At 42.0% G+C, this 20,363-nt stretch carries 20 protein-coding genes; 8 read left to right on the top strand and 12 right to left on the bottom strand.

The window, feature by feature from the left end:
• The first annotated feature begins 49 nt into the window (after window positions 1-49).
• On the top strand, window positions 50-1,069 hold the full coding sequence (locus tag NSQ70_RS09265) for an LLM class flavin-dependent oxidoreductase (RefSeq protein WP_331831931.1): 1,020 nt from the start codon (window positions 50-52) through the stop codon (window positions 1,067-1,069).
• Window positions 1,070-1,107: 38 nt separating this feature from the next.
• Here the strand turns inward: NSQ70_RS09265 and NSQ70_RS09260 are convergent, their stop codons facing one another.
• Window positions 1,108-1,728 carry a GPR1/FUN34/YaaH family transporter gene (locus NSQ70_RS09260; protein ID WP_007499188.1) on the bottom strand — a complete coding sequence of 207 codons (621 nt, stop codon included), beginning with the start codon at window positions 1,726-1,728 and terminating at the stop codon, window positions 1,108-1,110.
• Window positions 1,729-1,876: 148 nt separating this feature from the next.
• Between NSQ70_RS09260 and NSQ70_RS09255 the strand changes: the two genes are divergently transcribed.
• Window positions 1,877-2,698: a uroporphyrinogen-III synthase gene (locus NSQ70_RS09255; RefSeq protein WP_058337187.1), complete on the top strand. Its 822-nt coding sequence runs from the start codon at window positions 1,877-1,879 to the stop codon at window positions 2,696-2,698.
• Between the two features lie 39 nt (window positions 2,699-2,737).
• Here the strand turns inward: NSQ70_RS09255 and NSQ70_RS09250 are convergent, their stop codons facing one another.
• The 3 genes from NSQ70_RS09250 to NSQ70_RS09240 are packed head-to-tail and all read right to left on the bottom strand — an operon-like array spanning window position 2,738 to window position 4,699.
• Window positions 2,738-3,340 carry a DedA family protein gene (locus tag NSQ70_RS09250; RefSeq protein WP_007499192.1) on the bottom strand — a complete coding sequence of 201 codons (603 nt, stop codon included), beginning with the start codon at window positions 3,338-3,340 and terminating at the stop codon, window positions 2,738-2,740.
• Between the two features lie 53 nt (window positions 3,341-3,393).
• The gene (gene galU, locus NSQ70_RS09245) at window positions 3,394-4,275 is read right to left on the bottom strand and encodes a UTP--glucose-1-phosphate uridylyltransferase GalU (RefSeq protein WP_061419301.1); all 882 of its coding nucleotides are present in this window, start codon (window positions 4,273-4,275) and stop codon (window positions 3,394-3,396) included.
• 4 nt (window positions 4,276-4,279) lie between these two features.
• Window positions 4,280-4,699 carry a GtrA family protein gene (locus NSQ70_RS09240; RefSeq protein ID WP_342502580.1) on the bottom strand — a complete coding sequence of 140 codons (420 nt, stop codon included), beginning with the start codon at window positions 4,697-4,699 and terminating at the stop codon, window positions 4,280-4,282.
• A 155-nt stretch (window positions 4,700-4,854) separates the two neighbouring features.
• Between NSQ70_RS09240 and NSQ70_RS09235 the strand changes: the two genes are divergently transcribed.
• A complete protein-coding gene (locus tag NSQ70_RS09235) occupies window positions 4,855-5,085 on the top strand; it encodes an excisionase family DNA-binding protein (RefSeq protein WP_008346618.1) in 231 nt (76 codons plus the stop codon).
• A gap of 43 nt (window positions 5,086-5,128) precedes the next feature.
• Here the strand turns inward: NSQ70_RS09235 and NSQ70_RS09230 are convergent, their stop codons facing one another.
• The 6 genes from NSQ70_RS09230 to NSQ70_RS09205 all read right to left on the bottom strand — a co-directional run bounded on the left by NSQ70_RS09230 (window position 5,129) and on the right by NSQ70_RS09205 (window position 12,862).
• Window positions 5,129-6,229, bottom strand: coding sequence for a Ger(x)C family spore germination protein (locus NSQ70_RS09230; protein ID WP_326116689.1), 1,101 nt, complete (start codon window positions 6,227-6,229; stop codon window positions 5,129-5,131).
• Window positions 6,226-7,326 carry a GerAB/ArcD/ProY family transporter gene (locus tag NSQ70_RS09225; protein ID WP_144626609.1) on the bottom strand — a complete coding sequence of 367 codons (1,101 nt, stop codon included), beginning with the start codon at window positions 7,324-7,326 and terminating at the stop codon, window positions 6,226-6,228. Before NSQ70_RS09225 ends, NSQ70_RS09230 begins: the two co-directional genes overlap by 4 nt.
• A 12-nt stretch (window positions 7,327-7,338) precedes the next feature.
• The gene (locus NSQ70_RS09220; protein ID WP_342502579.1) at window positions 7,339-8,826 is read right to left on the bottom strand and encodes a spore germination protein; all 1,488 of its coding nucleotides are present in this window, start codon (window positions 8,824-8,826) and stop codon (window positions 7,339-7,341) included.
• A 78-nt stretch (window positions 8,827-8,904) separates the two neighbouring features.
• Window positions 8,905-10,245: a (Fe-S)-binding protein gene (locus NSQ70_RS09215; protein ID WP_058337183.1), complete on the bottom strand. Its 1,341-nt coding sequence runs from the start codon at window positions 10,243-10,245 to the stop codon at window positions 8,905-8,907.
• Window positions 10,242-11,651: a glycolate oxidase subunit GlcD gene (gene glcD / locus NSQ70_RS09210; protein WP_058337182.1), complete on the bottom strand. Its 1,410-nt coding sequence runs from the start codon at window positions 11,649-11,651 to the stop codon at window positions 10,242-10,244. The genes NSQ70_RS09215 and glcD overlap by 4 nt, the downstream gene beginning before the upstream one ends.
• A gap of 77 nt (window positions 11,652-11,728) precedes the next feature.
• On the bottom strand, window positions 11,729-12,862 hold the full coding sequence (locus NSQ70_RS09205; RefSeq protein ID WP_008346629.1) for a sugar diacid recognition domain-containing protein: 1,134 nt from the start codon (window positions 12,860-12,862) through the stop codon (window positions 11,729-11,731).
• Between the two features lie 125 nt (window positions 12,863-12,987).
• Between NSQ70_RS09205 and NSQ70_RS09200 the strand changes: the two genes are divergently transcribed.
• Window positions 12,988-13,542: a branched-chain amino acid aminotransferase gene (locus tag NSQ70_RS09200; RefSeq protein ID WP_342502578.1), complete on the top strand. Its 555-nt coding sequence runs from the start codon at window positions 12,988-12,990 to the stop codon at window positions 13,540-13,542.
• Between the two features lie 33 nt (window positions 13,543-13,575).
• On the opposite strand, the gene NSQ70_RS09195 is transcribed toward NSQ70_RS09200, so the two are convergent.
• A complete protein-coding gene (locus tag NSQ70_RS09195) occupies window positions 13,576-13,965 on the bottom strand; it encodes a tautomerase family protein (protein ID WP_342502577.1) in 390 nt (129 codons plus the stop codon).
• Between the two features lie 121 nt (window positions 13,966-14,086).
• Window positions 14,087-14,839 (bottom strand): DeoR/GlpR family DNA-binding transcription regulator, encoded by a 753-nt coding sequence (locus tag NSQ70_RS09190; RefSeq protein WP_017359514.1) that lies wholly within the window; start codon window positions 14,837-14,839, stop codon window positions 14,087-14,089.
• A gap of 90 nt (window positions 14,840-14,929) precedes the next feature.
• Here NSQ70_RS09190 and NSQ70_RS09185 point away from each other — a divergent pair, with 90 nt between their 5' ends.
• From NSQ70_RS09185 to NSQ70_RS09170, 4 genes are all read left to right on the top strand, one after another.
• Window positions 14,930-15,817, top strand: a complete 888-nt coding sequence (locus NSQ70_RS09185; RefSeq protein ID WP_039167874.1) for a tyrosine-protein phosphatase — start codon at window positions 14,930-14,932, stop codon at window positions 15,815-15,817.
• A gap of 24 nt (window positions 15,818-15,841) precedes the next feature.
• Complete coding sequence (locus tag NSQ70_RS09180) at window positions 15,842-17,377, top strand: family 10 glycosylhydrolase (protein WP_342502576.1); 1,536 nt, start codon at window positions 15,842-15,844, stop codon at window positions 17,375-17,377.
• Between the two features lie 159 nt (window positions 17,378-17,536).
• Complete coding sequence (locus NSQ70_RS09175) at window positions 17,537-18,679, top strand: acyl-CoA dehydrogenase family protein (protein ID WP_039167867.1); 1,143 nt, start codon at window positions 17,537-17,539, stop codon at window positions 18,677-18,679.
• A gap of 42 nt (window positions 18,680-18,721) precedes the next feature.
• Window positions 18,722-20,359, top strand: a complete 1,638-nt coding sequence (locus NSQ70_RS09170) for an AMP-binding protein (protein ID WP_342502575.1) — start codon at window positions 18,722-18,724, stop codon at window positions 20,357-20,359.
• Window positions 20,360-20,363 lie beyond the last annotated feature (4 nt).

Raw genomic sequence — 20,363 nt, 5'->3', positions numbered from 1 at the left:
TTGAAAGAATGAAACTAGTATGATTTTTGATAGAAATGGGGCATCATGTATGAGTCAATCAGTTTTACAACGTGCAGCATATTCCGTGTTAAATTTATCCTCTGTAACAGAAGGTGGCACAATCAAAGAGTCATTTGAACATAGTATGGATTTAGCAAAAAAAGCTGAGAAGTGGGGCTACCATAGATATTGGCTTGCGGAGCATCATAATATGGAAGGGGTTGCGAGTTCAGCAACATCCGTCTTGATTGGACATATTGCTGGAGGGACTGAAAAGATCCGGGTTGGTTCTGGGGGGATTATGCTTCCAAACCATTCTTCACTCGTTATTGCAGAACAATTTGGAACACTGGAGACTTTGTATCCAGGGAGAATTGATTTAGGTCTAGGCAGGGCACCCGGAACAGATCAGTTAACGGCAAGGGCACTTAGACGTAATCTTCATAATGGAGAGGATTTCCCTGAGCAGCTTGAAGAACTTCGGCAATATTTCAAACCGACTGGTCAGGTCAAAAAACATGTAAGAGCCGTTCCGGGAGAAGGATTGGATATACCAATTTGGCTTCTTGGTTCAAGTGGTTTTAGTGCAAGGCTTGCAGGAGAATTGGGACTGCCATTTGCCTTTGCGGCACATTTCTCCCCTAAAAATACCATTCCTGCTTTAGAATTATACAGACAGTCATTTCAACCTTCAGATGTGTTAAAAAAACCTTATGCGATGGTTGGTGTGACGGTTTTTGCTGCTGATCAAACAGAGCGGGCTGAGTATTTGGCGACGTCTCATTATCAGCGGTTTTTGAGCCTCATTCGCAATACACCAGGAAAACTCAAAGCCCCTGTTGAAAGTATGGATGGGCTGTGGAGTCCTTATGAGAAGGCGATGGTGGACGAACAATTAAGTTCGACGATGATCGGGGATAAACAAAAGGTGAAAAAAGAGTTAGAAGCCTTTATTGAGGCGACTCAAGCAGATGAAGTCATGATTAATTCTGATATGTTTGACCATCAAGAAAGAATGCGTTCTTATGAAATCATTGCAGAGATATTTCAAGAGGAACAAGAAAAATAAGAATAAAAAAAGAACTGCCAAGAGCAGTTCTTTTTTATTTATGCTTTAGTAAACACGCGAAATGGTTGTCCAACTGGCAGTACTGTACGACCAAAATGTGTATTCAGCACAACAGCTGCAGAACCATAAAATGAAAGAAGAGAAATAATCAATTCTGCAATACCAGCCATCGTATGAGTCACATCGTACATCACACCAAACGAGCTTAGGGACAGGCCAATGAATAAGAAATCAATAAAGACGAAAATCAAAAACAATACTTTATGTGTTTCCATTGCACCGATCGTCATAAATAAGCTGAAAATCAAATAACCAATAAAAGCAAAACCTAGTTGTTTTGGGTCCGCAGCTCCCGCAAGCGTTTTCCCAAAAACGCCCGCTTGAATGAGCCAAGTGGTTCCAACGCCCATCCAAAAAAGACCGAATGCGCCGAAGGCAGTGGCTCCAAAAATATTATGATGCTTTGAATCTTGTATGGACGCAATCAGCTGCGCGATTCCTCCAAGGAAGATAGCCCAAGGTAAAATAAGGGATGTGCCATCTGTGATTCCTAGTTTTTGTGAAGACGCAACAAGCGTCACCATTGCTAAACCAAACAAACCAAGTGGTGTTGGGTCTGCGATTGATAATCGAATTGCTTGAACATTCTGTTTTTCCATAATGACCTCCTACAATTTGCACTTACAAAAGATACTCGAATTCGATAGAAACGTCAAGCTCTTTTTTAGTAGACACTTGCAACGTCTTCCAAATAAATCTATATTTAATACAATACATCATACATGTGATAGAAAAAGAGGGATGAGAATGAGTAAAGGCTTAGCTGGAAAGACCATTGCCATATGCGGAACAAGAAAAACAGAAGAAATGCGTACACTTGTTGAAAAGCAAGGAGGACAAGCTGTTATTCGTTCTCTTCAGGGCACTGTATTTTTAGCCAAAGAGGAATTGAAGCCAGGCATAGAAACCTTTGTAAAGAAGGGAGCTGACTGGGTCATTTTAACAACGGGTATCGGCACAGACACATTAATTGAAAGTGCAGAAGAGCTGCAGCTTGGAGAAGCTTTTATGAACATTTTATCAAGTGCCCATATCGCTTCAAGAGGATACAAAACGTTCGCGGCTCTAAAAAAACACGGCATTCAGCCAGATGTTTCTGATGAAGATGGAACCGTTCGTGACCTCATTTCAAAGTTAGAAGACAAAGAACTTCAAGGTAAACGGGTCATGGTGCAGCTTCACGGCGAAAATGCACCAGCTCTCATTGATTTTTTACATCACAAGGGAGCAGACGTTTTGCAGCTCATGCCATATCAGCACACGCCCCCTGAACCAGAGGCGGCGGACACTTTGCTTCAAGAAATGAAAGAAGGGAAGGTCCATGCCGTTTGTTTTACAACCGCTGTTCAGGTTCATGCCTTTTTCAAACTAGCAGAAGAATGGGACAAAAAAGAAGAACTGCAACATCTATTCGAGCAGCATGTATTAGCTGTAGCTGTTGGAAAAGTCACAGCTGAAGCTTTAAAAGAAGAGGGGATAAGCCGCATTCTAGCCCCTTCACTTGAAAGAATGGGTGCAATGATTATGGAATTATCTCAATATATGAAAAAACAATCGACGCACGCATAGAAAAAACGCCTTTCACATGACGAGTGAAAGGCGTTTTCGTTAGATTGTCCGTTTTCGATTTGTGCGAATTTTTTTCAAAACGAAATACAGTACGATGAGAACGATAGCAATGACCATAATTGGTGTTGTATACGTGTGAGCGACACTTTGAATGTGGTCCCATTTTGTCCCAAGTTGCATTCCAAGATAAATAAATAGGATGGACCAAGGGATGGCGGCTAATCCGGTCAAAAGAACAAATTTGAGAAATGGCATCTTTGCAATACCAGCTGGAATTGAGATCGCGTGGCGCACGACTGGGATAAAACGAGCTGTAAATACGACACCAGTTCCATATCGGTCAAACCAGCGTTCTGCCGTGGCAATGTGATGCTCATGGATGAATAAATACTTCCCATACTTTGTTAAAAAAGGTCTTCCGCCATAAAGGCCGATCCAGTAAATAAAGCACTGGGCAAGTGTTCCTCCAATAACCCCAGCGATGACGGCTCCAACAAATCCAATGCTTCCTGTTGACACCATATATCCGCCGTAGGCAAGTACAATTTCACTCGGAATAATTTCAATCATCAGTCCAAGTGCAACACCTGCGTAACCAAGGCTTGTCAGCCAGGTTAAAATTTCATTAAACAAGGTTCCCATTCATTTCACTCTGCCTTTAAATACGAATTTTCTTCAAGCATCCTTATAAGAGCCTATGCTTGTTTTGCTTCTCTCATGAGTATGCTTTGCATATATGCTAGCATGGCTGGCCGCATATCATGACGCATCAATCCAATTTCAGCCGCTGCCTTAAATGAGCCCAGCTTATCACCAACGTCAAATCTCATCCCATCTAATTGTTTTGCATAAATGGGTGATTCATGTGCAATGATTTTCAGGGCATCTGTCAGCTGGATTTCGTTCCCAGCACCTCTCTCGATTCCTTGTAGAATAGGAAAAATCGATGGTGTTAACAGATACCTGCCCATCACGGCTAAATCGGAAGGAGCTTCATGAATAGCTGGCTTTTCCACTAAGTCTGTGACTTCAAACACTTGACCGTCTACTCTAGCTGGTCTTATCATACCATACTTACTGACATCTAGACGATCCACTTGCTGGACGCCAATGACCTCTCTTTGTTTGTCTTCAAAGACTTCCATGAGCTGAGAGAGTGCAGGTCTTTCTGACACCATGACATCATCACCTAAAAGCACCGCAAAAGGATCGTTGCCAGTAAAATGACGTGCACATAATACCGCATGTCCAAGACCTAAGGGCTCCTTTTGACGAATATAATGAATATTTGCCATATCCGCAATATGTTTGATTTCAGCCAGCTGTTCTTTTTTTCCTTTTTCAAGCAAATTCTGTTCTAGCTCAATCGAACGGTCAAAGTGATCTTCAATCGATTTTTTATTTCTTCCTGTGATAATCAGTATATCTTCAATGCCTGATTGAACAGCCTCCTCAACTATGTATTGAATGGCGGGTTTGTCGATAATCGGCAGCATTTCCTTTGGCTGTGCTTTCGTTGCGGGTAAAAAACGTGTGCCTAATCCGGCTGCTGGTATAACGGCTTTTTTGATGTTCATTGAATCATCGCTCCATTTCTGATCGTTTGTTTTCTGATGGAAACACCCATAGGCGGCTTCCAGTAAAAGTGATCATCATGCCAAGAAGGGTACCAATCGCTTTACTAATGAATAATGAGAAACCTGCTTGCTGCATGACATATAAGACAACATAGGTGAGGAGACACGCTGCGCCGTTGACTGTGGCCCACTTGATCCATTCCCACCTGTCCGCTTTCTTTTTTACTTGGAACGTCCATTTTCGATTCCAAACATAACTGTTCAGCATTCCTGCTGTATAGGACAGGCACTGTGCAAGAAAAGAGGGAACAAAGAAAGCAGTGAAAAAAAAGAAGAACAGAAAGTCAATCATCGTATTGCTTGCGCCTACAGTTAAAAATGTGGCATAGGTCCGAATATTTTTCTTTGTCATGCGAAGGATCATCACCTCCTAGTGTTTGAGTGGGTGTATGAATACTGTACAAAAGCGAGTTGACGAATCAGTGAAGAAAAGATGAAAAAAACATGAACAAGCGATATCTGTTTTTTCACCAGCTCGTGATATAATTTGTAAGATGAAACGAACGGTGGTGCACATGCATGTATTTAACAATTGGAGAAACAGCTGAATACTTAGAAGTATCAGAAGCATATGTTGAAAAATTAATCCAGCAAAAAAAGATTCGTTACGTATTTGACGGGGAATCGTATCTCATTTATCAAGGGCAGTTTCAAACCCATATGAAACAGCTAGAACAATATAAAGAGCTCATTCAAGACATCTTAAATGAACCAATCCCTGAGGACCCGGACGTAAAAGATGAAGATTAAAAAAGACTGTACGAGAAGGGAGAACCTTTTCATACAGTCTTTTTTATTGGCTGACACCCGTTTGGACAATGTTCATATGACAATTCACTTGGACATCTGCATCAGGGTAGAGTTTTTGCCATTTCTCCGGTGTCATGGCTTTATCTTTAGAGCGATATCTCAAACCAAGTCCAAGTGGATCAATTTTTTGCTTTTTAAAGGATTGAACAAGGTCTTGCCCTTGCTGGGCCACACGCTTCTCCACTTCTTTTTCAACATGCTGCAAGATAGAAGGCGTATCGATTTTTTTTGATTTCATGAATTCTTTTAACTCACCTTTCAGCTTGATATCAATGGTGATATGAGGCTTTTTTGCAAGGTTTTCAGTTGGTTTAATGTGATAAGACACATGTGATTTGATATTTTCAATAACAACATGGGTTTTCTTTTTATCATTAAATCGAAACTCATAAATCCCATTTTTATGATTTTCAATCATCGCTTTAAACGTAAACGTATCTTCCCCTGGAATATGCCCAACCATTTTTTCTTGATCGAAAAGAGCGACACCTGACACTTTAATAGAGTTGCTTGTATTTTTAATGTAAGGGAGGTAGGCATCCACGCCTTTTGCCATCATCTGATTCATAAAAATATGCTGATTGGTCACAGGTTGATTGCCGTTTCGCATGTTTTGAGCCAGTAAATCTGAAAGATATACACCGATATTTAAGTTGGTTTGATTCATTTTTGTATGCAATAAATCTTCAACTTCTCCGTCTACTATGGCAAATACTTGTCGTGACCCAATGATCGGATCACGATAGATGTAATTCATCAAATCAATCATACCCACTTCTTTCGCCAGCTTTTCACTTATTAAAATCACGAGTACTTGTCCCATGACAACGGGGAAAGGCGATTTTTCCGAAACAAGAAATTGAATATTACTAATGGTATTTGACTTAGCACTTACAATTTGATAGCTTCCTTGTTCTTCGCTTTTAAAAACAGGGAAAACAAAGAAGCCCTTCATTTCTCCATCTTCCAATAAGTCAAATCCCGCCGCCTGCGAGATACTTAATTCATCTAAGAGACGAGGCTGTGCACAGCTCGTTAAGAAAAGACTCAATAACATGATACATATCAGAATAGAATGTTTCATGTTCGTTTTTTCACCCACCTTTTTTTCAGCAGCAGCCCAATGATCATACATCCAATCAATCCATAGACGAGGATGTATCCGCTATATTCCACCCATTTATTAAATGTCTCAAATGAGGTAGCTCTAATAAAAAATGAAAACATGACGAGAATGAGAAGGCTGAGAACTATTAACGTGGTGCGCTGGCTCGTGTGAAACACTTGTTTTGCCATTCTGCTGGCTGCCCATAATGGAATAGCGATATTTGGAACGATAAGCAAAAGCCATAGCGACACTTCAATAAATTCAAAGCGCTGGATAAACGGAAGTTTGACAATGCTGGTTAATGTCAATGTCGGCCATTTCGTTAGTTCGAGCTGAGCACTTGAGTAGTACGCTATAGAGACGAGAAATACAAGCAAATTCAGGCATGTCGTTAGCAACACTCCCATATGTGCAAATTTTTGCGACGTTTGTGCTTTTTTAATAAAGGGATAATAGACAAGCAATGTTCCAAAACCAAACATGGATAAAGAGGCATCTTTGACCCCCATCATGAGTTGTGAAAATGAATGATCAAACATTGGGAACATAAAGCGGATGTGACTATATTTCATGACATAAAAGCAGATAAAGGTCATCCAGTACGTTAGGACAATGCTAAAGAATGCCCAACCAGCGATTGTTCTAAATCCGCCTGTGTGAATGTAATAGACGAGGATGAGCAGCACTGATGCAAATAAAAGACCAGGAATTTCTTTAAACAGCCAAACATGGATCACATCCATATAATGAACAAGCACAATCAAAGACAATGAAGAAAAATACAAAATGTAGAGAATGTTGATGAATTGTCCGAGCCATTTACCAAACACAGATTGCGTAATGTCACTAAATTCGTCAGTAGGTGCTTTTTTAAACAAAAAGTAAATGAGGAAAATCATCAAATTGACGCTTGCACCAGCAATTAAAATGGCGATCCACCCATCATTATTAATCGTCCGGACAAGATTCGTCTGGAAATTTAAAATACCAACACCAACTTGATTGGCATTGATCAGAAAAAACACAAAAAAAGGGGACACTTGAAATTTTTCTTTCACAGAAGAAGAGCTCATGCCTTCACTTCCTTATTCATAAAAATCATTTTTCCCCTTACGGCCTTGCTTTGGCTTTTCGCGGTGTATCGTTTCATTTTGCGGCCGTAAATTTTCTGGACGTTTTTTCAAAAAGCGGAGCTGGGGACGAATCAAACTACCTTTTAAATCGGCCAATCGAAGTGGAAAGATTGGCTCTAAGTAAGGTTGTCCTATAGACGTTAATTTCATTAAATGTGTAAGAAGAAAAGCCCCCATTAGCGAAATCCCTAGCGCTCCCCACACTTGTGCAGCCAAAAGGAATGGGAAACGTAAGAGGCGAATGGCCGACCCCATTTTATATATAGGAGTGACAAAAGAGGCAAGAGCTGATAATGCAACTATAATGAGCAGGATATTACTTGTTAATCCCGCTGCAACCGCAGCCTGTCCGATCACAATACCTCCAACAATCCCGAGCGTCTGTCCGACTTTTGCAGGAAGGCGAGACCCGGCTTCCCTAAGCAGCTCAATCGATATCTCTAAAAATAATGCTTCAATAATAGGCGGAAAGGGAACGAGATAGCGTGATGCGACAATCGTTTCTAATAAGTCCTTAGGAATCAGTTCATAGTGAAACGTTAAAACAGCTACATACAAAGGGGTTGCAAAAATAGAAAAAATTACAGCAAAAATGCGTAACAGCCGAAAGGAGGATGCTGCGATCCAAGACATGTTATAGTCTTCCATTGTAGAAAAATACTCGAGTAAAATTGTAGGTGCAAGCAGGGTATGAGGCGAACCGTCAACCATAATGGCTATTTTTCCTTCCGTTAGACCTGAGGAAACCCTGTCTGGCCGTTCTGTATTTAAAAACAATGGAAAGATTGTATTGGACACATCATAAAGCATTTGCGCAAGATAATTAGAATCTAGAATTTGGTCATAGTCAACATCTTGAATCCGCTGAAGAACGGTTTCAATGTTCTGCGGGTTGGCGATATCCTCTATGTATACAACGGCTACTTTCGTTTGAGAAAGGGTACCAACTGTGTGTTCAACTACTTTAAGGTCAGGAGTGGGCAGCCTGCGTCTGAGCAAGTTTAAGTTTGTATCCAGCCCTTCCACAAAGGCTTCCTGCGCACTGATAATCCCGAATTCAATCTCAGGTTGGCTCACTTGTCTGCCTTTCTTTTCTTCAATCGGCAAAAGGAGCGCTTTGCCCCAGTCTGTCTCAATTCGAACAGCAATACTGCCTCGATGAAGAGCTTCTTCCACTTTTTGAAGGTCCCTCGTAATCACAGCTTGTTCGATTGGGATGTGTTCTTTCAGCTCTTCAAGGTTGGGTGTCAGATGCAATTGCTGAATAAAAGGCAAGATTTGTTCATGAAGGAGATTGCCATTAATTAAAGGACGAAAAAAAGAAATTCTATAAAGGAAACCTCCGGAACTTGATAATTCATTGATAAAATCAGAGGAACGCGATAGTGCCTCAAATACTGAATTCGGGTCTTTCTGTTTTGATTTGTTTTTCTTCAGCACTTGAACCATCTCCTTCCGCGATTTTCCTCTATTATCCAACCAATCGTCTGAAGATATGCATAAAAAAAGCGTTCAGCTTCATGAGCTGGACGCTTTTTTTCCATATTGAACGGCTTCTAATAAAAAGTCAGCCAGATGAATCGCTCTCATGCTAGGCATATGTCCTGCCTTTTTGACGCCTGCTGCCATTTGTAATTGACAGCCTGGATTCGACGTCACAATGGCAGCTGCAGCTGTGTTGCTCGCTTCCGTCATTTTATGATCTAAAATTTGCATCGACATGTCTGGATGCAAGATATTGTAGATTCCTGCAGATCCGCAGCAGCGGCCGGCATCTTTCATTTCTTTAAACGTTACCCCTTGAATGGCTTTCATGAGCACCCTCGGCGCCTGTTGTACATTCATCCCATTTCGTAAATGACAGGAGTCTTGATAGGTGATCACTTGCGCTGGCAAAACCAGTGGCACGCGGCGGTGAAACTCCAGCTCTACAAGGATACTTGATATATCTGTTATTTTCTGTGAGAAAGCTTTACTTCGTTTTTGAAAATCTGGGTCATCCTGAAGCAAATGATCGTAATCACTTAAAAAGGCACCGCAGCCGCCCGCGTTCATGACAATCGCATCGGCATCTGTTTCCTCGAATGCTTCAATATTACGCTTGGCTAACTGTTTTGCTTGGTCTTTTTCTCCGCTATGACCATGTAGCGCGCCGCAGCACGTTTGTATAGGAGGAACGATCACATCGCAGCCTGCCAGCTGCAAGAGATGAATGGTCGCTTTGTTTGTGTTTGAGAAAACTGTATCCATTAAACAGCCAGTAAAAAACGCCACCCGTTTTTTTGCCTGACCAATGGCTTTATATTCATTCAAACGTTTTTTCTTTTGAGGCGGTACCTTTGGAAGTGCCTGTTCCATCAACTGTAAATGGGAGGGAAGCACCTTCAGTATGCGGGTCTTCCTGGCGGCTGTTTGCAGACCAGATGTTTGATAAAATCGAAGGAAACTAGCAGCTTGTCGCATACGACTTTGTGACGGAAAGAGACCTTTAAACACAACACGTCTCATCAATTTGACAGGAAATGATTGTTTTTTATGTTGTTGAATAATGTCTCTGGCATCTTCTAGCAACTGTCCATACTTGACGCCAGAAGGGCAGACTGGTTCACATGCACGGCAGCCAAGACAAAGATTAAGGGAATGTTCAACATCTTCATCTGGCTCAATGACGCCATCTCTTACAGCTTTCATTAACGCAATTCGGCCCCGAGGAGAGTGCGTTTCTTGTTGTCCAGATTCAATATAGGTAGGGCAGGAAGGGAGGCAGAAGCCGCAGCGCATGCAATTAAGCAGCTCCTTTTCATCCATTTGCTCCTGAAACTGCTGCTGGATCTCTTTTTGCTTAGAAGAAGAACTCATGAGACCACCACTCGCTTTCTTGAGGCTTTTCCAAACACTTTATCTGGGTTCATGATATTTGCTGGGTCAAGTGCCTGTTTAATCGCCTTCATGGCAGCGATTCCTTCTTTTTTGACCTTCAGCTCCAAATAGGGCGCTTTCATAAGACCCACGCCATGTTCGCCTGTAATGGTGCCGCCAAGTGCAACGGCTTTTTCAAAAATGGCCTGAAAGGCAGCTTCTACACGTTTCATTTCTTCTTCATTTCTTGCATCTGTCGCACAAGTGGGGTGTAAGTTGCCATCACCTGCATGACCAAACGTACAAATGTTCACCTCGTACTTTCGTGCAATGTCTTCGATTGCACGAACCATATTGGCAATTTCAGACCGGGGAACGGTAGCATCTTCTAAAATCGTTGTAGGACTTAATCGAGCGAGGGCAGATAAAGCAGAGCGTCTCGCTGTTAAGAGCGCACTTGCCTCTTCTTCTGAATGTGCAATCTTGACGCTTTTAGCCCCGTGCTGCTCACAGACTTCTGCGATTTTTTGGATATCACGAGAAACAGCTTCAGGGTTGCCGTCCTGTTCAATTAATAACACAGCTTGAACGTCGGTGGGCAGGCCGATGTTTGCAAAATCTTCAACGACTTCAAGGGTCGGCTGATCCATAAATTCTAATGTAGCAGGAATGATACGCTCAGCAATGATGGCCGATACAGAAGTCGCAGCTTCTTCAAGGCTTTCGTATAAACAAAGCATTGTTTGTTTCGTTTCTGGAAGCGGCAGGAGCTTTAGCACCGCTTCTGTGACAATCCCGAGTGTTCCTTCTGAACCAACGAACAATCGAGTCATATCATACCCAGCGACATCTTTTGCAAGCTTTCCGCCTGTTTTGATGATGTCACCATTTGGCAAAACCACTTCAAGCCCAAGGACATAATCTCTTGTCACTCCATACTTTAACCCCCGCAGTCCCCCTGAATTTTCGTTAATATTGCCGCCTAATGTGGAAATTTTCATAGAGCTTGGATCAGGCGGGTAGAAGAGACCTTTTTCCTCTACTTGATGAATCAATTCCTGCGTAATTAAGCCAGGCTGCACCGTTGCGGTTAAATTTTCTTCGTCTATTTCTAATAATTGATTCATTCTAGTAAAGAGAATCACCAATCCGCCCTGAGTAGGGCATGTTCCTGCGCACAGATTCGTCCCTGAGCCTCTTGGGACGATCGGCACCATGTAAGAGGCGCACAGTTTCACAATTTGCTGCACTTCTTCTGCTGTGCCAGGTGTCACGATGGCATCTGGCATCTGTTGAAAATTTGGTGTCGCATCATAAGAGTAGGCAAGACGATCCGCCTTGCTGTCTTGGACATTGGGCGCACCGACAATCTCTTTTAATTGATTTGAAAATTCTGAATCTAGCATATGCAATCACTCCCGCTCATTTAACGTCTCGTTTCTACCAGTATAAAAAAAGAACCGTCACATGACTATAGACGATTCTACAAAATATCAGGCTGTTTTATCGTATTTTTTGTATCATGATCTAAAAGCAGCAAGGCCAAATAAAAAAGCATCGCATCTTGCATACGCTTTGGATCAAGTGTCGTTAAATCCTGGATCCGTTTTAATCTGTAATGAAGTGTATTAATATGGACATGCATAGCTTCTGCTGTATGTTTCAATGAGTAATCCGAAGCGATGAGCACCCGCAATGTTTTCACTAGTTCAGGATAGGGGAAAAGAGACGCAATCGTTCGATCAAGAAACGCATCTTTTGTTTCCTGACTGATTTCCTCCATAAAAAGTTCAAGCGTCAAATCTTCATCAAACACAATGGGTGTTTCAGCATGCGCCAATTTTAAAGCGCGAAAAGCTTGATGAAAGGACTGCTTCATGACATGAGAAGCTGCTGGTTTTCCTGCCCCCATTAAAATCCTCGATGGTGACAACGCTGTGAGCGCAGCATGAATATGGAACAAGCGCTTGTGCCATGTATCACGACCATCTGGTGTGGCTTGTAGCATGAGCAAAAAACGTGCATGCCCCCAGCGAACAATGATCTCCTGATTGGTGAGTTGCAATTTGTCCTTCATCAGTTTGTATTGATCCTGCTTCATAAACGATTCGTCTTGACAATCAATGAGAATAGCGACACGCTGCTTGTTGACATCAAAGCCAAGCCGCTGCGCCTTCTCGGTCATACCAGCCGCTGTCTCTGGCAGATGAAGCCAGTCGAATACAAATGCTTCAAGCTGCCGTTCATCTGTTTCCGTTTCTTGAAAGAATTCATGCTCTTGAATGAGCAGCTCCGTCATTTTCCGTAAAATGTCGCCAAAAGGGGAGACATGCCTTGGATCACCTGTCATTCCAATGACCCCAATGACTTCTTGTTTGAAATAAATAGGCAGATTGATACCGGCTTTGACGCCTTTCATCTGCAGCACATCATCCTTTGTGAGAATTCGTTTCTGCCCTTCTAAGGATGTGACATATGCTCCTTCATGAAATTGACCAATGCGTGCTGGATCTGTTGCAGCAATAATGGTACCGTTTGTTTGTGTGATGATGATTTCTTCCGTCAGTACCTTTTTGACCTCATCTACGATTTTTTCTGCCAGTGTCATTGTGAGCAAAACGGTCCCCTCCGAGATGTTTCTTTTTCCACTATCATACCATCATATGCTCAGGCATATCTTTCTTTTCATGTGTTATGCTAAAATAAAAAACGCATATGAAGTAGATGAAAGGAGATACAGTCATGTCACTGCAAAATCGCTTACAAGATTTATTGAAAGAAGGGCAGGCGCTCACCGACTTTGAATATAACAAAGCCGCAAGTCAAAATTGGCCGCTAGAAGGGGCAAAAATGACAGAAGAAGCACGCTTTGCTGATGTTTATATAGAACGTGTAGACAAGGAATCGGAGGAAATGATTCAAACAGAAAATGCTTCCTTTTTAAATACACCTCTTACATACGTAAAAAAACAACAAAAAGAATTCATTTATATCGAGTCGAAATGGTTTGATGTGGTGAGAGCCGACGGACTTGCCATAGAATGGGATGAAGTATTTCAGACGTATACCGTGTTATTCGGATTGAAGCCTCCTAAAAAAGATACTGGATTACTAAAAGAGATGCTCTCAACATTAAATGGTGCTCAGCTTCAATTTAATGGACAAGACGGGTTATTTGATATCAACATTCCGCTTCTTGAACTAGAAGACATCAAAGAAGATACGCCTTTAATTGGTGTGATCTCAGCAGTGTACCGCTATTTATTCAACTTGCTCATGCAGCTTGAAAATGAATGAATCAAAAAACGGCTCACATTCCTGAGCCGTTTTTTAGAGCCATCCTCTTATGAATTGAGCCTCACCCATCCCGAAGCTCCAATCGGCGTCTCCATTTTCCACGATGGAAATCATCACATCCGTCTTGGCAACTCCGCATTCTTTTTCTATACGTTCTGCGATTTGTGCATAAAGCTGTTCCTTTTGTTCTTTCGTCCGCTTTTTACTGACAACACTAATGACAACAAGATCCTTTGTTCTCGGATAACCAAGCCCAGTGTCTTCAATGATCATTTCTTCAGGGCGGTGCTGATGAACAATTTGATAGCGATCTCGTTCAGGTACCCCAAAGGCATCAACCATTGCTTCATGGCAAGTGTCCAGCAGTTTTTTTAATTCCTCTTTTGAACGGCCTTCTATCACGTCAAAGCGTAACAACGGCATCAGGTCAACCTCCAAACATGTGTTAAATGTACAATCATAATGTAACCAACACTTCGCCGTTTCACTCTTTTGCGCATAAGAAAAAAGCCAAAACATTGGCGCTTGGCTTTTTTGCTCTGGACTAAGGCGTGACAAACTTCACATCATGCTCTTTTCCATATTGAAGGTAATCTTCATTTGGTTGTTCATTCGTCACGACGATGTCTATGTCTTTTAAGTCACAAAACGTGGTCAAGGCATAATGGTCAAACTTACTATCATCGACTAATAAAAAGGTTTTGGCGTTTTTTTCAACGAGCGTTTTTTTAATATCTGTCTCAAGCGGGGAGGAATTCGTGACGCCATGATCAATGGATAAACCCGTTGATGCAATAAATGCTTTATTGACATTGTATGCTTTTAGACGCTCAACACTTTGATAACCAACGAAAGAATTTGTTTTTCGTTCTAGCATACCGCCGGTTGAAAAGATGGTGAGGTGTTCATAAGGCATAGCCTGTGTAATGAAATCCACGTTATTTGTCACAACGGTAATCCGTTTCTCCTTCAAATAGGGAAGCATCTCCAGTGTCGTTGTACCAGAATCAACAAAAATCATATCACCATGTTCAACAAAAGCGGCGGCAGCCTGTCCGATCAATTGTTTTTTACTCAGCTGACGAGTCTTTCGCTCTTGATACACTACCAATGTTGAGTGATTCACAGCGACGCCGCCGTACACTTTCTTTAGCACGCCGGATTCTACCAATGCTTGTACATCTCGGCGTATGGTGTTTTTTGAGACGCCAAAATGCGTCACAAGCTCATCAAGAGAGGCAGATTCCCGGTCAAATACATACTCTTTTATTTGCTGAATACGTTTTGTTTTTATCATGCTACAATCTCCAATCAATACGAATATGCTGATTCTATTATAACAATAATTCCACGTAAAAGATGTCACTGATCAACATGGGAGAATCGAATGATCTTTTTCTCTTATCTTTTCTCATTTTTCATAAAAGCGTATGATAGAGAAAAGAGGATAGAAAGGATTTTCACTTCTATGAATCAACACAACATACAATTTTCAAAGCTTGCAAATTTTAGAGAAGTAGGGGGACTCCAAACAACGGATCAGATGGTCATCAAACAAGGAATGATTTATCGCTCTGCCGATTTATCACGTCTCACGAAGCAAGACATATTGACGTTCTCAACACTTGGAATTCAAACGATTTGTGACCTACGTACAAGCTCAGAACGAAAATCACACCCGCCAAAGATCATGGAACATGACAAAATTGTTCATATCCCTATGCAGCCTGACAGCATGATGCCTAGCAAATGGACCATGTTTCGTATGCTGATAGCAGAAGGAAAATCTCTATCCTTTACACCGATCATGAAAGAAGTATATCAAAGCATGCTCTATGAGCGAAAAAAAGAGATTCAGCAATTGTTTACATTACTGTCCGATGAAAAAAATTATCCGCTTATGCTTCACTGTACAAGTGGAAAGGACCGTACAGGCTTTTTATCTGCTCTTATTCAATTAGCAGCGGGTGTGCCGGTGCATACCGTTTTAAGTGAATACATGCGTTCCAATGAAGGCGTGAAAATGCTAGTGAAAAGACAAGAACGATTTGTTCGCATGATGAGTTTATATCGGGTGTCAAAAGAACAAATTCAACCCCTGCTCGGTGTGCAGCAAGATTATCTTGAAGATGTACTGAATGAGATGATGGATACATACGGAAGTGCAGAGCGGTATTTAGTAGAAGCCTGCGACGTCCCTAAAGCTCAGCTGCTTAAAGTAAAAAACATCTTGCTTACACCATCTGCTGGCATTCCATCACAAAACGCAGAATAAACTTAATATGAGGTGATGCAAAACATGCTGAAAAAGATCAGTATGACGGTTCTGACACTAGTTTTCATGGGTGTCTTCTTATTGATTCCGTCTAGTAGTCTAGCTCGTTCGATGCCAAAAGGGAAGCTTGAGAGCACAAGAGAGATGCGTGCAGTGTGGGTCGCATCAGTTTATAACTTAGATTGGCCTTCAAAGAAAGGACTGTCCGCAGATGAGCAGAAACAAGAGTTCATTCAACTGTTAGACGATATCAAAGCGATGAATATGAACGCCGTCATCATGCAAATTAAACCAACAGCAGATGCCTTTTATCCATCGAAATTCGGGCCATGGTCTGAATATTTGACTGGTACACAAGGGAAAGACCCTGGATATGACCCGCTTGAATTTATGATAGAAGAAGCACATAAACGCGGTCTTGAATTTCATGCTTGGTTTAACCCTTATCGAATCACCATGAATCATACCGATCTCAACCGGTTATCAGCCGATCATCCTGCAAAAGCACATCCTGAGTGGACCATCGCCTACGGAAATCAGCTTTACTTTAATCCAGGCATTCCTGATGCTCAGGACTTCATTGTTGACGGGATAGAGGAAGTAGTGAAAAACTACGATATTGATGCAGTGCATATGGATGATTATTTTTACCCGAATAAAATCGCTGGTGTGCCATTTCCAGATCAAGAAACGTATGAAACTTACGGGCAGAAGTTCACTCATATAGAAGATTGGCGAAGAGATAATGTGAACGAGCTAGTGAAGCAGATCAATAACACCATTAAGAAAGAAAAGCCGTATGTGAAATTTGGTATTAGCCCATTTGGTGTATGGCGCAACATAAAAGATGACCCAACCGGTTCAAACACAACAGCCGGGATGACCAATTATGATGATTTGTATGCTGATACAAGAGAGTGGATACAGCAGCACCATATTGATTATATCACCCCACAAATTTATTGGAGTATCGGCTTTCAGCCCGCTGCCTATGATGTGCTGACGAAATGGTGGTCAAATGAAGTGAAGGGGCAACCTGTTCACTTGTACATTGGCCAAGCGACGTATAAAATCAATCAAAACAGTGATCCTGCTTGGTCTGATCCCGAGGAGTATTTTCGCCAGATCGAGCTGAACAGGCAGTCACAGCTCGTACAAGGAAGCATGCATTTTAGTCTGAAAGATATCAATCGGAATCCCTTGAATGTAAAGAAACGATTAATAGAAGAAACCTATAGCAAACCGGCTCTCATACCAGAGATGCCATGGCTTCATCAAAAAGCGCCTAAAAAACCAATCATTCAATCGGTGAAAAAGACAGAGGATGGTGCAGTTTTACAGATACAAAATGATCCGCGCTCTAGTGCATCCTATTATGCAGTCTATCGATTGTCGAATAAAGGGACATACGAATTTGCGCAAACGGTCAGAAAAGAAACAGGTTCCTTCACACAAACGAAAGACATTTTAGCAAATCAAAAGAAGAGCTATACCTATAAAGTGACGGCACTCAATCGCCTTCATCATGAAAGCAAACCTTCTACAAAAACAGTAAAATAACAAAGACAGCATAAATGAGGGGTTTCCTCCATTTATGCTTTTTTGCTTTCTCTATTTTTCTACTATTTTTATTTTAATTTTCTGAATTCAATCAAGCTTGGCATGAAGCAGCTATTTCAATAATAAATATGATAGAAAAGCGCCAAAGGGGGAAGCAAAATGGATTTTGAATTAACGAAAGAGCAGCAAATGATCCGTCAGATGGTCAAAGAATTTGCAAAAACAGAAATTGCACCACACGCCCAAACAGTTGATGAACAGGCAGCATTTCCGGTGAACACATTTCAAAAAATGGGGGAGCTCGGTTTTATGGGTATACCCTTTCCAGAAAAATATGGAGGTTCTGGAGGAGATACGATCTCGTATGCACTGGCAGTCGAGGAAATTGGAAAACAGTGTGCCAGTACAGGTCTAAGTTATGCCGCAGCGGTTTCCTTAGGCGCAAGTCCACTTTATTACTTTGGCACGGAGGAGCAAAAGATGGACCATCTTGTTCCATTAGCCTCTGGAACAGCGCTTGGCTCCTTCGGATTAACAGAACCAAACGCCGGATCAGATGCAAAAGGAACAAAAACAAAAGCCATTAAAGACGGACAAGAATATGTCATCAGTGGGGAAAAGTGCTGGATCACCAATGCCAATTATGCCAGAACGATTATTGTCACCGCTGTGACGGATCATGATGAAAACGGACGTCCGATCATCTCCGCTTTTATTGTAGAGAAAGGGCAAAAGGGACTTTCAATTACAAACCCATATGACAAAATGGGGGTTCGCGGTTCAGATACGGCTGAGATCATTTTAGACGAAGTGCGTGTACCGGCTCATCACATATTAGGAGATAAGTCGAAAGGATTCAAGCAATTTTTATATACATTGGACGGCGGACGAATTTCCATTGCAGCCTTATCTGTCGGAATTGCACAAGCTGCACTTGATGCTTCACTTTCCTATGCAAAAGAAAGAAAGCAATTTGGAAAGACGCTCTCATCCTTCCAGGCCATTCAGTTTAAGCTGGCGGATATGGCGATGCAAATAGAGCTTGCAAGACAAATGGTCTGGAAAGCCGCTTGGCTGAAAGATCAAGGCAAACCATTTACAAAAGAAGCGGCCTATGCCAAACTGTTTGCTTCAGAAATGGCGACAAAAGCAAGTCTTGATGCGGTCCAAATTCATGGCGGAACAGGCTATATGAAAGAATGCGGTGTTGAACGACTTGTGAGAGATGCCAAGCTCATGGAAATCGGAGAAGGGACCTCTGAAATTCAGCGGCTCGTGATCGCAAGACAGTTGTTAGCGTAATACCTTAATGAAAACGCTTACTAAAAATGAGGGAGGAAAGCAATGATGTCGATTCACCCGCAAACGATTGGCTCCCTATTAAGAGAAAAAAAAGAACAGCATCCATCACATGAAGCCATTGTTTACCCAGAACGTTCTTTGCGTTATTCGTACGAAGCGTTTTATCAAGAGGTCAAGGAAACAGGTAAAGGTCTCATGGCATTAGGGGTTCAAAAGGGAGATCACATCGCCATTATGGCACCAAATATACCTGAATGGCTCATTCTTCAATTTGCCTGCGCCTCCATTGGTGCTGTTCTTGTCACTGTGAATACCAATTTTCAATCACAGGAACTCGCCTATTTACTCAAGCATTCTGACAGCAAAATGTTGTTTATTGTAGACGGCTTTAAAGAAACGTCCTATGTCAACATGCTTGAAGAGCTGATTCCAGAACTTCAAACCGCTCATCAAGAGGAGATCACTTCCACACAATTTCCTTATTTAAAAAGATGTATCTATATCGGTCAGCATCTACCAAACGGCATGCTCAGCTGGGATCGTCTTCAAGTGGCAGCCAAAAGAACCGAAGAGTTTGAATGGGAGAAGCGAATGAATGAGCTCACGCCTGATGACGTTATTAATATGCAGTACACTTCAGGCACAACCGGCTATCCAAAGGGCGTCATGCTCAGCCACACAAACATCGTCTGTAATGCGAGTCAGATCGCAGATTGTATGAAATTAACAGAGCAGGACCGTATGTGTATCCCAGTGCCGTTTTTTCATTGCTTCGGCTCTGTTCTTGGTGTACTTGCTTGTCTCACAAAAGGGGGAACGATCATTCCACTTGAATCATTCCATCCAGAACGAGTCCTTCAAACAGTAGAAAAAGAAAAATGCACCGTTCTTCACGGTGTACCAACCATGTTCATCGCAGAGCTCGATCATCCAAATTTCCACTCTTATGACCTGTCCACATTACGAACGGGGATTATGGCCGGTTCACTCTGCCCATCCCACGTCATGAAAGCAGTCATTGAAAAAATGGGACTGAGAGAGCTCACGATTGCCTATGGTCAAACCGAAAGTTCACCCGTCATTACCCAAACAAGAACCGATGATTCGTTTGAAAGACGCGTTCAAACGGTCGGACGTGCGCTTCCTCAAATTGAAGTCAAAATTGCCTTACCAGGAACGTCAGAAGAAGTGCCAAGAGGACAGCAAGGGGAGCTTTGTACAAGAGGTTACCATGTCATGAAGGGCTATTATAAAAACGAAGAAGCAACAAATGAAGTCATTGATGAGGACGGATGGCTTCATACAGGGGATTTAGCTGAGATGGATCATGACGGTTATGTGAAAATCACAGGCCGGCTCAAAGATATGATCATCAGAGGCGGAGAGAATGTTTACCCAAAAGAGATTGAGGATGTCCTATACACTCACCCTGCCATTCTTGACGCACAGGTTGTTGGTATTCCTGACGAGACATACGGCGAGGAAGCAGCCGCATTCATTCGGCTAAAACAAGGGAAGTCGGTCTCAATTGAGACATTAACGAGCTATTGTCAGTCGCAAATGGCACGCTACAAAATCCCGAAATACTTTTTCATTACAGATGAGTACCCAATGACCGCCTCAGGCAAAATTCAGAAATTCCGCTTGAAAAAGCAGGCGCTTGATCTAATAAAGGAGTGAAAGC

Origin of the sequence: Bacillus sp. FSL R5-0397 (assembly GCF_038593395.1) — a bacterium.
Classification (GTDB): Bacteria; Bacillota; Bacilli; order Bacillales; family Bacillaceae; genus Bacillus; species Bacillus altitudinis.
The sequence above is the reverse complement of the archived record's forward strand: the minus strand, read 5'-3'. Positions and strand labels throughout refer to the sequence as shown.